Origin of the sequence: Chitinophaga dinghuensis (genome assembly GCF_003259435.1) — a bacterium.
GTDB lineage: Bacteria > Bacteroidota > Bacteroidia > Chitinophagales > Chitinophagaceae > Chitinophaga > Chitinophaga dinghuensis.
Genome location: NZ_QLMA01000003.1, coordinates 390,863 through 407,389 on the forward strand (window position 1 = coordinate 390,863; position 16,527 = coordinate 407,389).

9 protein-coding genes are annotated in these 16,527 nt (G+C 44.7%); 5 read left to right on the plus strand and 4 right to left on the minus strand.

Annotated elements, in window-relative coordinates; genetic code table 11:
• Nucleotides 1–17: 17 nt before the first annotated feature.
• Nucleotides 18–1,571, minus strand: coding sequence for a hypothetical protein (locus tag CLV59_RS10680; protein ID WP_111592018.1), 1,554 nt, complete (start codon nt 1,569–1,571; stop codon nt 18–20).
• A gap of 154 nt (nt 1,572–1,725) precedes the next feature.
• On the opposite strand from CLV59_RS10680, the gene leuC reads away from it, so the two are divergent.
• The 5 genes from leuC to CLV59_RS10705 are packed head-to-tail and all read left to right on the plus strand — an operon-like array spanning nt 1,726 to nt 7,157.
• On the plus strand, nt 1,726–3,123 hold the full coding sequence (gene leuC, locus CLV59_RS10685) for a 3-isopropylmalate dehydratase large subunit (RefSeq protein ID WP_111592019.1): 1,398 nt from the start codon (nt 1,726–1,728) through the stop codon (nt 3,121–3,123).
• A 27-nt stretch (nt 3,124–3,150) separates the two neighbouring features.
• Nucleotides 3,151–3,900: a class I SAM-dependent methyltransferase gene (locus tag CLV59_RS10690; protein ID WP_111592020.1), complete on the plus strand. Its 750-nt coding sequence runs from the start codon at nt 3,151–3,153 to the stop codon at nt 3,898–3,900.
• Nucleotides 3,901–3,906: 6 nt separating this feature from the next.
• Entirely contained in the window at nt 3,907–4,506 is a 600-nt protein-coding gene (gene leuD, locus CLV59_RS10695) for a 3-isopropylmalate dehydratase small subunit (protein WP_111592021.1), read from the plus strand.
• Nucleotides 4,507–4,541: 35 nt separating this feature from the next.
• Complete coding sequence (gene leuB / locus CLV59_RS10700; protein ID WP_111592022.1) at nt 4,542–5,621, plus strand: 3-isopropylmalate dehydrogenase; 1,080 nt, start codon at nt 4,542–4,544, stop codon at nt 5,619–5,621.
• 30 nt (nt 5,622–5,651) lie between these two features.
• Nucleotides 5,652–7,157: a 2-isopropylmalate synthase gene (locus CLV59_RS10705; protein ID WP_111592023.1), complete on the plus strand. Its 1,506-nt coding sequence runs from the start codon at nt 5,652–5,654 to the stop codon at nt 7,155–7,157.
• Nucleotides 7,158–7,230: 73 nt separating this feature from the next.
• On the opposite strand, the gene CLV59_RS10710 is transcribed toward CLV59_RS10705, so the two are convergent.
• The 3 genes from CLV59_RS10710 to CLV59_RS10720 all read right to left on the minus strand — a co-directional run bounded on the left by CLV59_RS10710 (nt 7,231) and on the right by CLV59_RS10720 (nt 16,507).
• The gene (locus CLV59_RS10710) at nt 7,231–8,553 is read right to left on the minus strand and encodes an OmpA family protein (protein WP_111592024.1); all 1,323 of its coding nucleotides are present in this window, start codon (nt 8,551–8,553) and stop codon (nt 7,231–7,233) included.
• 57 nt (nt 8,554–8,610) lie between these two features.
• Nucleotides 8,611–15,654 (minus strand): MBG domain-containing protein, encoded by a 7,044-nt coding sequence (locus CLV59_RS10715; protein ID WP_111592025.1) that lies wholly within the window; start codon nt 15,652–15,654, stop codon nt 8,611–8,613.
• A 169-nt stretch (nt 15,655–15,823) separates the two neighbouring features.
• Nucleotides 15,824–16,507, minus strand: a complete 684-nt coding sequence (locus CLV59_RS10720; RefSeq protein ID WP_170137706.1) for a M15 family metallopeptidase — start codon at nt 16,505–16,507, stop codon at nt 15,824–15,826.
• Between the last annotated feature and the right edge of the window lie 20 nt (nt 16,508–16,527).

Here is a 16,527-nt window from a genome sequence, read left to right on the forward strand (position 1 = left end):
GCTGATACTGCGTCTCCCTATATTCTCTTTTCTTTATTCAAAAATTTACGCTGAATTACATCCTGCACAGGAATACCTTCAATCTTACTCTCCAGCCAGGAAATAATATCCAGGTAGAGGAAGGATCTGCGTTCATAAGGGTCCTGTGAAATTACTTCCAGCCTGGTTTTCAGATCCAGGAAGGCATTGCGTAACTCCTTCGGATTGGCATAGATATATTTACGGAGGAATTTCATAATCTCTTCCATCACCAATCCCAAATCTTTGTGCTTGGAAATAAAGTGATATACGGATTTGATCAGATACTCTACCAGACTGTAATTCTCCAGCTCGTAATGTGCAATCAGGTGCAGGATACGGGCAAAACATTGAATATCTGCCCGCAGGTTACCGATTTTTAAATTGATAATTTTGTTGAGATAAATGATCGCCTTGCTATTATCCCCACTTCCAAAATAAAGACAGGCAATTTTGTAGTAGAATACCAATACCCGGTGCTGATCAATCTTCAGGGTATGGTTACTGATTTCTGTTTCCAATTCCGGAACCATCGCCAAACCCTGTGTGAACGTGCCTTCCAGGAAATACCGATTGATCTTCGCCGTGTAAAGATACACGAACGCAGATGTACGGGTATTCTCATGAAAGCATTCCTCATTGTCGGCAATGAAATGCTCCAGTTCACAGAGCGCCGATTTGAACTTCTCCGAATTGGAGGTATAGAAATGCGCAGTGAGCAAGTTATGTTGCGCCTTGATGTATAAGTCCATGTCCGTCTGTTGCAGAGAAGGATACTGCTTGAACAGATCTACCCATTTCTGCGTATAGCGGTAATACATGACGAAATCCTGCAAAATATAGAAGTACCAGCAGGAAGCCTGATACATATACACTTTCTCATAAAAGCTCATTTCTGCCATACGCATGGGAGGGAGCTGACTTTCAAAGAAAGATTTCACCATTTCTGCATCGCGCTCATTGCGGGCATGACCAAGTTTCAGGTACAGGCCATACATGCGCAGCGAAAGGGTAGACAACATGCTGATATTGGTCAGTTGTTGCTGTATTTGTTTGGACTCCGCACTAAGTGCCTCCGCCCTGTTTTCCAGACTACGGGTGATATGCCTGGATTCTATCAGTTTCTCAAATTCAACAATTTCATACCCCAACATCACTTCTTCCTGGTCGAATGCCATTGCTTTGGCTTTACCCAGGATTTTCAGACTTTGGTTATATAAGCCTTTATTGTACAACACCCGGGCATAGTCCAGTTGCTCCCGTAAATCAATGACAGGATCTTTTTGTTTATACAACTGACGCAGACTTGTCAGCAAATGTTTGTAAAGGTGTGCCTTTACGTTTGACAATTGCTGCTTTTTCAGGTCAGGTACCTTCTTCAGTATCTGCTCCTCATCGTAGTCCTTCATTTTGTCCAGCGTGGTGAACAGTTGGATGAAGAGTACGTCTTCCTTGGTATTATTCTTATTAAAAGCCAGCTGAAAACTGCGTTTTTCAGCTTTTGTAAGGGTTTTTATTAATATGAATAATGCATCACTTTGACTGTTGGGCATCGTTAATAAAATCTTATAAATTATTGATAAACAATATGTTGGCGTTTATCGATTGCGTTTATAGGTTGTAATTAAGACAAATTTAGCGATATGTCAAATATATATCGTCCATTAGATTTGAAGGTATAAACAATTTAAAAAGGAAGCAACAAGGATGGGAAAAACGTTATTTGACAAAATCTGGGACGGCCATATCGTGATGAGCAAACCGGGATACCCGGATGCAGTGTACATCAACACGCACTTTATTCACGAGGTAACCAGTCCCCAGGCGTTTGACGGTTTACGTAAACGTGACATTCCGGTATTTCGCCCTGGAAAAACAAGGGCCACCGCGGATCACAACGTACCTACAATGGATCAGCATCTGCCCATTAAGGAGGCGCTGAGTCGCCACCAGGTGGAAATGCTCACCAAAAATACTGCTGAATTTGGCGTGGAACTCTACGGCCTGGGCCATCCATACCAGGGTATTGTTCACGTGATAGGCCCTGAGCTGGGAATTACCCTGCCAGGTATGACTATCGTTTGTGGAGACAGCCATACCTCTACCCACGGAGCCTTTGGCGCCGTAGCGTTTGGGATTGGTACCTCCGAAGTGGAGCAGGTACTGGCTACCCAATGTATCCTCCAGTATAAGCCGAAACGTATGAAAATTGAGGTGAACGGCACTTTGAAGAATGGCGTTCTCTCTAAAGATATCATTCTCTATATCATTTCTAAAATCTCTGCATCCGGCGCTACTGGCTACTTTGTGGAATATGCCGGCGAGGCTATCCGCAGTCTGAGTATGGAAGCGCGCATGACCATCTGTAATATGAGCATCGAAATGGGCGCTCGCGGTGGTATGATCGCTCCGGACGAGACTACCTTTGCTTATATCAAAGGACGTGAATTTGCTCCTCAAGGCGAAGCATGGGATAAAGCCCTGGCATTCTGGCAAACGCTTTACTCCGATGCGGACGCACAGTTTGATGTGGTACTCAACTTCGACGCTGCCGATATTGAACCACAGATTACCTATGGCACTAACCCTGGCATGGGCATGGGCATTACCCAGCACATTCCGGCCCTGAGCCAACTCGATGAAAAAGAAGTGCCTTCGTTTAAGAAGTCGCTCGACTATATGGACCTCCAGCCTGGTGCTCCACTGCTCGGCAAGAAAATCGACTATGTATTCATAGGTAGCTGTACCAACTCCCGCATTGAAGACCTCCGTCTGGTGGCTGATTTCGTGAAAGGTAAACAGAAAGCCGAAGACGTAGTGGTTTGGATTGTACCGGGTTCCAAACAAGTGGAAGCGCAAGCTAAAGCAGAAGGAATCGATAAAGTATTGATGGAAGCAGGTTTCCAGCTGCGGGAACCAGGTTGCTCTGCATGTCTGGGTATGAATGAAGATAAAGTGCCTGCAGGTATGTATTGCATCTCTACCTCCAATCGCAACTTCGAAGGCCGTCAGGGACCTAATGCCCGTACCTTCCTCGCTAGCCCGCTTACAGCTGCCGCTGCCGCTATCACCGGACGAGTTACAGATGTAAGAGAACTGGTGTAATTAACTACCACGACTAAACGTATTACCATGAACTACTGGAATGCTGACTTATACAAAGACCAACACGCCTTCGTGTTCGAACAGGGGAATAGCTTGATCGAATGGTTACAGCCACAACCCGGATCTGCCATCCTGGACCTGGGTTGCGGTACCGGTGAACTGACCGCCAAACTGGCGGAAACAGGGGCGGAAGTGATAGGCCTCGATGCTTCCGAAAGCATGATTGCCAGTGCCAGAAAGCATTTTCCGGATATTCATTTCGAAATCGCCGACGGGACTAACTTTCAACTGCCTTCCCTGTTTGATGGTATTTTCTCCAACGCCACCCTTCACTGGATTCTTGAACCAGAAAAAGTGATCGAACGCATGTATGCCCATCTCAAACCGGGTGGCCGACTAGCTTTCGAAATGGGTGGAAAAGGTAATGTAAACAGCATTCTCAGAGAACTGGAATACGTGATGCAGGAAAAAGGATATACCTACGAACCACTCTGGTTCTTCCCCTCTCCGGCAGAATATTGCACTCTGCTCGAAAAAGCAGGATTCACTATTGAAAGAGTACATTTCTACGACAGGCCTACCAAACTCCATGATCCTCAGAACGGCATCAGCACCTGGCTGGAAATGTTTGGCGATCATTTCTTCTCAGCAGTACCGGAACAAGTGAAAAAGGAAATACTGCAGAAAGTACAACAGGAGCTGGGACCAGCCTTGACCAGAGAAGGTAATTTATATGCAGACTACGTCCGGTTGAGAGTAGCTGCCGTCAAAAAATAATTTATAATGAGCAAGATATTTCAACACTTAGTTTCTTCAGCGGTACCTGTACCCATTGAAAATATTGATACAGACCAGATCATCCCTGCACGCTTCCTGAAAGCTACCACCAGGGACGGTTTCGGTGAGAACCTGTTCCGCGACTGGCGCTTTGAGGCAGATAATACGCCTAAAGCAGATTTCGTCCTCAACAATCCTATCTACAGCGGCAAAATTCTGGTAGCCGGCAAAAACTTTGGCTGTGGCTCCTCCCGCGAACATGCTGCCTGGGCAATTGCAGATTATGGCTTCAAAGTAGTAGTGAGCAGCTTTTTTGCAGATATCTTCAAAAATAATGCACTCAACAACTTCATCCTCCCCGTACAGGTGAGTGAAGACTTCCTGGATAAAATTTTCAAAGCCATCGAAAACGATCCGAAAGCAGCGATTGAAGTGGACCTGGAAAACCAGTTCATTAAAATCAACGCTACCGGTGAACAGGAAAAATTCGATATCAATCCCTACAAAAAAACCTGTCTGCTCAACGGCTACGATGACATCGATTATCTGCTGAGTCTTCGTTCGGAAATTGAAACCTACGAAGCATCCAGACCATTCAATTTTTAAACACACCATAAACATCAAAATAAAGTACACTCTACATGGGCGTTGAAAAGAAAATATTAGTAATACCAGGCGATGGTATCGGACAGGAAGTAACAGCATGGGGTCAGAAAGTATTGGCTACTATCGCTAACAACTACAATCATACTTTTCATTTTGAAGAGGGCATGATGGGACACGTAGCCATTGAAGCTACTGGCGATCCTTTACCGGATTCCACTTTGGATAAAGCCAGGAACAGCGATGCTATTCTGTTTGGCGCTATCGGTCATGCGAAATATGACAATGATCCAACGCTGAAAGTAAGACCAGAACAAGGTCTGCTGAAAATCCGCAAGGAGCTGGGATTATATGCCAACCTGCGTCCTATCAAACTGTTTGACGAGCTGCTGGAAGCTTCCAGCATCAAGCCGGAAATCCTTCGTGGCGCCGATATTCTCTTTTTCCGCGAACTGACTGGTGACGTTTATTTTGGTGAAAAGAAAAGATCTGAAGATCGTAGCAGCGCTTCCGACCTGATGATTTATCACCGTTACGAAGTAGAACGTATTGCCCGTAAAGCATATGAAGCTGCGCGTACCCGTCGTAGTAAACTGTGCTCTGTAGATAAAGCAAACGTACTGGAAGCAAGCCGCCTGTGGAGAGAAGTAGTACAGGAAATTGCGAAAGAATATCCAGACGTGGCAACAGAACATATGTTCATTGACAATGCCGCCATGCAGCTGATCAAAGATCCTAAACGCTTTGATGTGGTACTGACAGGTAACCTGTTTGGAGATATCCTGACAGATGAAGCCTCTCAGATCGCGGGTTCCATGGGTATGCTGGCATCTGCCTCTGTGGGTGATAAAGTAGGTTTCTATGAGCCTATCCACGGTTCGGCGCATGATATTGCTGGTAAAGGTATTGCCAATCCGCTGGCCTCTATCTTGTCTGCGGCACTGATGCTGGATATTTCCTTCGGACTGAAAACGGAATCACAGCGCGTGATCAAAGCGGTAGAAGCTACACTGCGCCAGGGTTACAGAACAATGGATATTGCCAACAAACATACCGAGAACGAATTCATTATGGGTACAGACGCGATGGGCGCGAAAGTACTGGAGAACCTGAACTAATCTTACTAAACCGAAAATAGTTACACTATCATGGATAAAAATCGTGTATACGTCTTTGATACCACCCTGCGCGATGGTGAACAGGTGCCAGGATGCCAGTTAACGACTGTAGAAAAAATTGAAATCGCAAAGAAACTGGAAGCGCTCGGCGTGGATATCATCGAGGCTGGTTTTCCTATCTCCAGCCCTGGCGATTTCCAGAGTGTGGTGGAAATTTCCAAAGCTATCTCAGAGCCAGTAATTTGCGCGCTGACCCGCGCCAATACAAAAGATATAGACGCTGCTGCTGATGCGCTCCGCTTCGCAAAACGTGGCCGTATTCATACAGGTATCGGATCTTCCGATATGCATATCAAATACAAATTCAACAGTACCCGTGAGGAAATCCTCCAGCGTGCAGTAGATGCTGTAAAATATGCCCGCAGATTCACTGATGATGTGGAATTCTACGCTGAAGATGCCGGTCGCGCAGATAATGCTTATCTCGCTCAGATGATTGAAGCAGTCATCGCCGCAGGCGCTACCACTGTGAATATTCCTGATACCAACGGTTATTGCTTACCTGATCAGTACGGCGCTAAAATCAAGTACCTGATGGATCATGTATCCAATATCGATAAAGCAATCATTTCCGTTCACTGTCATAATGACCTCGGACTGGCCACCGCCAATACAATCGCAGGTATTCAAAATGGTGCACGCCAGGTAGAATGTACTATCAACGGTATCGGAGAACGTGCAGGTAATACTTCTCTGGAAGAAGTAGCCATGATTCTGAAAACGCATCATGCCCTCGGTTATCATACAAACATCAACTCTAAAGGAATCTACGAAATCAGTAACATGGTTTCTTCGATGATGCGCATGCCTGTGCAGCCAAACAAAGCGATTGTAGGTCGCAATGCGTTTGCACACAGCTCCGGTATCCACCAGGATGGCGTACTGAAACATCGCGAAAACTATGAAATCCTGAATCCGGAAGATGTAGGTATCAACTCCAATGCGATCATCCTGACAGCCCGTAGCGGCCGTCATGCGCTGAAGCATCACCTGGAGCGCCTCGGATATAAAATTGATAAAATCAACCTGGATGAAGTATACGAACGCTTCCTCCTGATGGCAGATAATAAGAAAGAAATTTCTGATGCTGATCTGCTGCAACTGATGGGCGATGGCGATACCAAAACTTATGATGACAAAGGTATCAAAGTAACCCTGTTACAAGTGGTATGTGGCGATCCTTTGCGCCCAATGGCTACGGTGAAATTGCTCATCAATGGCCAGGAGAAAGAAGCCAGCGCCGCAGGTAACGGTCCTGTAAACGCTACCATCAACGCTATTCACGAGATCATTAAAGATGATATCGATCTGGACGAATTCAGTATCCAGGCGATGCATGGAGGTTCCGAAGATGTAAGTAAAGTAAATATGCGCGTTAAATATAACGGGCAGTCTTACTACGGCTTCGGTTATTCCACAGACATCGTAAACGCTTCTGTACATGCCTATGTAGATGCTTTAAATAAAATCTACTAGTATTCATAACGATTGATTTACGTTTGATTTCGGCCGCTGAAGTAGTGCCTCAGCGGCCACTTTTTTTTAGAGTTTATTGCAGGATGATCGTCACTCTTCTGTTCTTTTTCCTGTTCTCTTCAGATGTATTTGGTACCAGTGGCTGTGTAGCTCCTGCTGATGTAGTAGTGATCCTTTCTGCTGCCACTCCTTTATTGACCAGATAGGTGCTGGCTGCCTGTGCTCTTGCTGCACCCACTTTCATATTCGTTGTAGCGCTTCCAATATCACAGGTATGTCCGATAATCTGGATTTTAATATCCTGGTATTTTACTAAAATTGCAGCTACACTGTCCAGTTGCTCTTTTGCACCGTCTGGTATCTCTATCTGTCCAAGCTTTCCGAATAATACTGGTCTCTTAATAATGACGGTATCGGTGGCTGTCGGAATGGCTTTAATAGGCGTAGGTGCTAACTGCTGTTGTTCGCGGATAGCTGGAACTGGCGTGGGTTCTTTTACCATTACCATCGTATCTTTTATAGGTGCTGGCGTTGATGGCGGGGGAGCTGTCTGCTGCACTTTCTGATGTCTGACTGCTGGAATGCCCAGTCTTACCTGGATACCCAACCCCAACATGCGCGCATTGTCAACCGCGTCTGTTTTTAGCAGACTGTTTCCCTGTACATTACTGATACTGGTTGGATGATATGCTACCAAAGCGGCAGGAGATGCATTGTCCCGAATATTATTTAAGCCATAGTCTATATAAAGACCTGTATATAACCTCAAGTTATTCAGTTGAAAACTAAATCCAGTGGCTGCACTGAGCGTTACGGCAGGTTTTAATGTCTGGCCGCCTTTCGATTTCCAGTTGTTAACAGCACCAAATCCATGCTGTGGAAGATCTTTCAATTCGATATTGTAATCAGGATAATAACCACTTAATATCAATTGGTCTGCACTCGCTTCATATTTCACACTGAAAGGGAAAAGTAATTTTGCACCACCATTGATATACCACTGTGTTTTTCCTAAGGTATGATACTGGAACAGTACCGGGATACCTGCGGCCAGAAAGCGTTGCTGCTCTGTGTATCCATGGGTGAGCACATCGAATCTGAAAGCAGAACCGACATCATCCACCTGGTAAGACGAAAATGTTTGCCCATCCCGGATCTTCATCTTTGATACATAATTTCCTATCGTAATCCCGGTGATAATGCCCGTTTTTTTTCCTAACGGAAACGTATATCCGATATCCAGTATGCCTCCGGGCAGTAACTGACTGTTTTGTACTCCCGCTTTATATTTTAATCCCTGTAACCCTCCGCTAAGTCCTATTCCTAATTCCTGTGCACTTACCGTTTGTGATATTGTTATCAGGCATAGACAAGCGCCTGTTATATGTTTGATCATGATCTCTCTGATTATAAAAGTGTATAAAAATCTGCCAGACTGCGCTGGCAGATTTTATCAGTTGACAATAACATTTGTAGTGGCGCGCTGTCCGTTGGAAAGCATCAATGTGATGATATAGAATCCTCCATTCATCGGCATTTTGACTTGGTTAACCGGGAGCACCGTTTTTAACTGATCCACCGTTTTACCAGTGATATCAGTCATGAGCAGTATCGCTCCCGTTAATTCGGTAGTGGTATAGCGACAGGTAATTGTTGCCATTGCTCCTTTTGCAACCGGATTTGGAGATACGCTGATACCGCCACTTACTGGAGAGGTGGAGGTTACGCTGAGCGGACACGTTTGTCTTGTATTACCACTCTTATCTGTAGCCATCACGTAATAAGTGCCGTTCAAACCGCCATTTTCACTATAGTACTGGCCTGTGGCTCCTGCTACAATCGAATTATTCTTATACCACTGCCATGCCCGGTAATCATTGCTACTGTTGTCAAATAATAACACATCATTCCAGTGTTGCCTTATCATGGAAGGCAGCATTACGGTAAGATTATTGGAGATACTGGTGGCTTCATAATTGTTGTCGCCGGCTTGTGTAGCGGTGATCACAGCAGCCCCACTACCCGACGCCGTAAGGGTATTTCCATTGATGGTGGCAATATTGCTGGATGTACTATAACTGACTGGTAATCCACTGTTAGATGTCGCATTCAGCTGAATCGTTTTGTTATTATCACAGCCAATGGCGAGCGACTGAGACCAACTGATAGTCTGTGTGGCCTTGGTAATCGTAAATGTATTTCCTGTGAATGTGAGTGTGTAATTATTACCAGGATTAATGCTTCCCTGGTTTATAGCGTATGTGCCGGCATTTTCACCCGCGTCTCTGCTTAAACTTCCGTTCAACTTATCTCCATTTTTTAAACCGGTAGCAGTATAAGTTAATGCCGGATCATTGGAGCCATATACCTTTGTCTTTGCATCTGCATTAATCGTTAACGTTGCTGGCGTGATGCTCAGGTTGTTATTAAGGAATGAAATGGTATAATTATTTCCGGCAGATAACGAACCCTGTGTAATGCTGTAAACGCCTACATTTTCGCCTGCATTTCGGCCTAATGTTCCATGGATTTGATCATTGCCAATCAGTCCGGTGGAAGTATAGGTGAATAACGGATCTACGGAACCATACACTTTGGTTTTGGCATCAGGCGTTACAGTAATGGTGGCCGGAGTAATATTGAGCCCACTGCCATTAAAGTTAACCGTATAGTTATTTCCGGCGGATAATGAACCCTTTGTAATATTGTAATTTCCTACATCTTCTCCTGCATTTCTGGTCAATGCACCTGTGATTTGGTCATTGCCTACAAGTCCCGTTGTAGTATAGGTAAATGCAGGATCTCCGTTGCCATATATTTTTGATTTGGCATCTGCATTTATGGTAAGTGTTGCAGGAATAATACTTAATAAATTGCTGTTGAAAACAATCGTATAGTTTTTACCGGCAGACACGGAGCCCTGAGAGATGCTGTAATTACTCACGTTCTCGCCTGCATTCCGGCTCAATGTACCGGTGATGGGATCATTATTAAACAGACCAGTCGGCGTATAAGTAAGTGCAGGATCTCCGGTGCCATATACTTTGGATTGAGGATTGGCATTGATTGTCAGAGTGGCCGGCGAGATGTTCAAATCATTGCTGGTAAAGATAATCGTATAATTATTACCGGCAGACACGGAGCCTTGTGTAATGCTGTAGTTACCCACATCTTCACCTGTATTCCGCCCTAATGAACCGGTAATCGGGTCATTATTTAACAGGCCGGATGTGGTATAGGTAAGCGCGGGGTCAGCAGTGCCGTACACTTTAGATTTCGCATCGGCTTGGATGGTAATCGTTGCCGGAGTGATACGCATGGTGTTGGCATTGAATACAACCATATAGTTGTTGCTGACAGTCAGAGAACCGAGTGTGATGTTGTAGTTACCTACATTCTCACCAATATTTCTGCCTAATGTACCTGCAATAGGATCATTGTTTACCAAACCATTTATACTATAAGTGAATGCAGGATCACTTGCGCCATACGTCTTGGATGCTGCATTTGCCGTGATCGTTAATGTCGCAGGCGAAATGTTGAGTTTATTACCTACATAGGTAATTGTGTAATTACCTCCAGCTGATAACGTACCCAGTGTAATGTTATAGTTGCCGATGTTCGTTCCGGCGTCTCTTGTTAAATTACCTGTGACCTGATCTGAACCAACGAGGCCGATTACATTATAGGTTAATGTTGGATCTGGGGCGCCATAGAGTTTGGTTTTTGCATCGGCGCTAATAGCCAAATTCGCAGGCGTGATGATTAGCACATTTCCGATATAACGGATGATGTAATTATTACCGGCGCTCAATGAGCCCTGAGAGATGGCATAAGAACCTACGTCTGCACCTGCAATTCTCGTTAATGCACCTGTTATCGGATCGTTATTGATAAGTCCGGATACATTATAAGTAAGCGTAGGATCAGCTGTACCATACACTTTAGATTTGCCGATGGCGGTAATGGTCAACTGTTTTGCAGTAACGGTAACATTAAAGTTGATGGCAGTTGCAGCTGTATATTCGTTGTTTCCATTCTGGCTGGCTGTAATTTGAGCAGTACCAACACCAGTAAAGGTAATCAGTCCTGCATTATCAACAGTGGCTACATTGTTGTTGTTGCTGCTGTACGAAACCGTAAGTCCGGATGTAGAAGTGGCAGCGCCATTGATGGCAACATCGCCATAAGTAGCCGATATATTACTGTTCGGTGTTTGGGTATTGAAGGTTAGCGTCTGTGGTTTTTTGTTGACAGTAAGTATTGCCGGATCGGCAATCGTGCGCTGGGAACAGGAATTGCTGATGATTACACGGTACTTATTTCCATTCATAGATGCAGAAACCGGTGAGATGCTTAAACTACTGGTATTTACGCCGGCATATGGGGCGACTCCCGCAAGATTGGTAAAACCGGAACTTGTGTCTTCCTGCCAGGTGTAGCTTAATCCCGTTTCCGCAGTACTAACGCTGAAAGTAGCAGTACTTCCCGCATTAACTGTGCTGTTTGCGGGCGGAGTGATGATGGTTGGAGCAGTAGAGAGTTTCACCGTTACTGGTGTCCTGACGGTATTGGTACAGCCGGAGCTAGTTCGGGTAGCTTCTGCATATAAAGTTTGTTGTCCTGTAACCGTGCCGGTGGTAAGGTTGCTGCCGATGGCCAGCAGATTACCGGCTGTTGCAGCATCATACCATTTTATATCTGCATTGAGAGCGCTTGCGTTTAACGTTATAGGTGTTCCAGTGCATGATATTGCCGGATTGGGCGTTACTACCGGCGAGGCTACCATCCTGGATACATAGTAAATTCGTGCGGAAGAGATGTTGTTGCCACTGCCGTCAATACTTAGATTAAAACGATCATAGTTCGACTTGGGCGCATATTTAATATAAATGGTATTCCCATCAATACTTACTTTCAGATTACTAGGCGCATCTGCAAGGCTGATGAGATCAACATTGTTGGTACTACCATTGGAGGAGTTAAGACGAATGTATCTCAATATATCTGCTGTAGGCAATACATTGGGTAGATCCATCTTTATAGTGACGGTATCTGTTGGCGTACCGTCATTAAATATAAAGGTTTGAGCAAGTCCACCCGTCACCCCTGGCGGAAATTGCATTGTGCTAAAGTTGGTGGTGTCGCGATCTATTGCCCAAGCTGGATCACTAATGCCGCATAATAAACATACGCCCGTTATAGTGGTGGTAGTACTAACAGGCAAGTCACAGATGAGGGATTGCCCGGCCAGATTAAAGTTCTTAGGATTATTGTTCCCATTTGAAGTCTGGTAATAGGTATTGCCTGTAATACCGCCTGTATTATATTCTGTGACCTTCACTGTATAATTAGCGGAGGTATTAAGACCACTTATATTAACGGAATTGCCCGCACCATTATACACACAATACCATCCGCTGTTACCAATCTGAGCGCCGGCTTTAAATACGGTGTTGGCAGCATATTCCTGCAGATCTATAGGAGATGCGGCACTGGAACCTTCGTTGATGAATACCGCTCTCTTTTCGCCATCTCCGTTTGTCCAACTAATAGTTGCGCCAGTGGCCGATTTATCACTGATGACAATATCCTTTGCCTGCACTGCTGGAGCTACAACAATATTGGCAAGATAGGATGCAATTAAACTTGAACCCGGAATAGCCGCTACAACATCTGTTCTGCCATCTCCGTTAAAATCTCCTGTAACAGTGGCTGCTACTGCATTATTCAAATCAGTGATATCGATGCTGGAAGTACTGACGCCATATGTTTTGTTGGCAGTAGCTGAAAGATTAGGGTATGCCGATATCCAGGGTGCTGCCTGATTAGCACTGATTAAATCCGGATAGCCGTCTCCGTTAATATCTCCTAAGGACATATTAGCGGATGCTTTTGAAACCGGTACATCGATAGTGGTACTCAATTTAACAGTACCTACCGTGCTTTCATTGAGGCAGACTAATATATCAGCGGTATGGTATACTATCGCATCAAGTGTACCGTTGCCGTCAAAATCAGAAAAGGTAACGCTTATAGGATTCGCTTTCACTGGGAAAACTACGGCTGAAGAGAAGTTGATATTCCCCGGAGTGCTCTTGTTCAGACTAACCGTCAGCCCATCGTTACCAACAGTAATCAGGTCTGGCAGATTATCGCCATCCACATCAACCAGTTTTGAAAAAAATTGCTGGCTGTTGAAGTTGTTAAATATCGACGGAGTAGCAAATTTAAACTCGGATTTTTTGGTGCTGATATTTCTGAGAACCCCCACTTCTCCGGTACTGTTCTTAGCTACAACAATATCTGTCAAACCATCTCCATCCACATCAACGACGTCGCTAAACTCAGGTAAGAGGGTGGTATTAAAGGCAATAGTACTCCAATTGCCGGCAATAGCGGCGTTAGGATATACCATTACTTCCCCGGAGGTTCCGTTGATCATAGGAATGACCATATCCATCTTACCATCGCCGTCGAAATCGGCTATGGATGGACGAAGTGCCGACTGATGACGCGTGTCTGTTTGTACCGGCCCATTTCTGAAAGAGAGTGTATTGCTGCTGGTGGTATTCTGGATGATAGCAAAATTCACCACGCCTGATCCATTACCATTATCCGAAGCCACCAGATCCAGCTTTCCATCATTATCCAGGTCGGCAGCCACCAGGGAGTTAGGTTTAAAGGCCAGCGACACCGGCACATTGGCATTTCTCAAATCATATTTCCCTAGCGTATTACGGGATGGATTTACTGTTTGATGAAATTGTTGTCTGCTGGTAGCAGTCAGGCCATTATCGACATTGGTAACGGTAACCGGGCCAAGCGCAGTACCCGTTGGTATTTGAGCAATGAGTGAATTGGTACCCAGACCTGTCACAGTAGCTCTGATACCGCCTATTGTTACCAAATTATTTGCAGCGGCAGGATTCATATTAGTGCCTGTAATGGTAATGCTGCTTCCTGTATTCGCTTTCGCCGGAGAGATCGATGTTATTTGTGGCGCTAAACTCGTATTATTCTGATAAACAGAATAAGCATGCCCATTAGAGCTGGCAATAATAATGTCAGGTTTATTGTCATTATTTAAATCAGCAATAGCGTTGAATGTCGGGTAAACAGAAGTTTCAAGCGTTATAGCGGGTTCAAATTTGACTCTTGGACTTACTGATTTATTCAACAGAATTCCGGCTCTATAGGTATTATTACCAAAGTTATTGGCATAACTAATCAGTAAATCGGCTTGCTGATCCCCATTGAGGTCTGCAATGGAAATGCCTGTAGGACTCCCGGGTAATGGTGTTTCTGAAACAAATGTAAAATCAGAGGAGCCAGAAGCAGTGGTGTTATTATAGAATGATATAGCGGGATTATTGGGATAGCAAATTGCCAGATCGATTCTTCCATCGGGGATAAAGTCATAGAACCCAATATCAGAAGGCGTTTCACGGAGCGGGTATGATTGCGTTGAACGAATATAGAAACTACCACTGGACATACCACCCTCCAGGATATGAAAACCAGGGAGCAGTTGAGAAATACCAATGATATCGGGTATGCCATCATAATTGATATCGCGGATATAGATGCGCTTTAATCCCATTGAGGTGCCGAAAGACTGGGCGGAAAACGAAATATTAGTGGCGGTACTGTTATTCTGCAACATCGTCAACTTGCCTGCGGTATTGTCGCTGATTAAAACATCCGGTAATCCGTCCATGTTCACATCTGCCACCGTCATTGTGGTTGGGGTCATGCCGGCGTCAATGTAGGTATCTACTTTCATCGTGTTTACATCGCCGGTATTGAGTAATACCTGAATGCGGCTGCTGCCGTAGGTAGATACCAGTAAGTCAGGATATCCGTCCCTGTTAATATCTCCGGAAGCAATGGAAATAGGAGGTCCATCGGAAGAAGTAATAAAGCGGGTATTTGGATTGAAGGAAACCGCTATGGAGGAACTGGTATTTGTGGTTATACTGATTTGTGGCGGCATATTGGCGCCATTGATGCTGACAATATCCGGCTTACCATCCCTGTTTACATCCATTAGCAGAAAATCACTCAGGGCGCCGCCGATAGAACCGTCGGAGACATGCCCGTAGAATTGAAAATCCCGCGGTATTAATCCTGTTTTCTGTGGATATATGAGGGGCATAAACTTCTCCCGGGAGGTGGCAGTATAGCCGGTTACTTTGTTGTATACCGTTATGAAGTCATAGTCAACTCCCTGTGGTACCCTAACGGTTATCACAGAATTGACCATACTCGCAATAGTGCCTACTTTCCCACCGAAGTAAACCACATTCTGCATAGGGTTGGGATCAAAGCCACGGCCCTTGACGGTAATCAGGTCTCCTGCTTTTCCTGTGGGGTCTATTTCATCAATCTGTATACTGGTTTGAGCGAAACTTTGTACAGAAAAATAACAACTGAAAATAAGTAATAATAAAATTCGCACTCCTGCGAATGACGGGCGCTTCATCTGAGGTATCATGGGTATAGATTGGATAAATACGCCGTAAAAATATCAATATTTCCTATAGATTTATAAACCGTATATGTAAATATAGATGCCTGAAACCGTTGTCTGTAATGAGGTTAGGTGGTTCAGAAGAAAAGTTGAGGGGTTAACGAGGTTATATCTCAGTGAAATAAATATCTATTTAAAATACAATATCCATCAGGGGATATTTTTTATAATCAGGCAGATAGAAATGCCACCATTCCGTACTACTTCCTTTAAAGCCGCATGCTTTCATAGTATCGCGCAGTAAATTACGATTAGCCGTTACCGTTGGGTCCTTGGGCTGATAGTTTTGATGCGCTTTAAAGGTAAAATCGTCAAAGTCGGTAGGCATAGCCACCGGCTTACCTGTTTTGAGATCTACCATACTTAAGTCGATGGCTACGCCGCGGTTATGGCCGGAGCCTTTGCGGGGATCGGCGGCATACAAGTCGTTCGGTACTATTTTAAACATCAGCTCTGTACATCGATAGGGCCGGTAGGCATCATATATTAATAGTCCGAAACCTTTCTTGTGGAGGATTTCCTGCACCTTCTTCAGCGCAATGGCTGCCGGGCGGCGTAAGTATATCCCGGTGGACGTATATAATTGCTGATGCGTAAAGTTATTGGTAGTGGCGTATCGTACGTCTTTCTTTATCCCTGGTATAAAATGCTCCAGGTCTACCAGTTGCTGGCTGCTGTCTTTCTTTACCAGTTGCTCATATTGATGCTTCTCCTGTAAAACGGCCAGTCCATACTTATTTAAGGGGATTTGTTGGGCAGACACGGTGTAGTAGCCAGTGGTTCCAGCAAGCAATAAAACGATTAATTTCAATCTCATATCGGTCATAAATTCACATA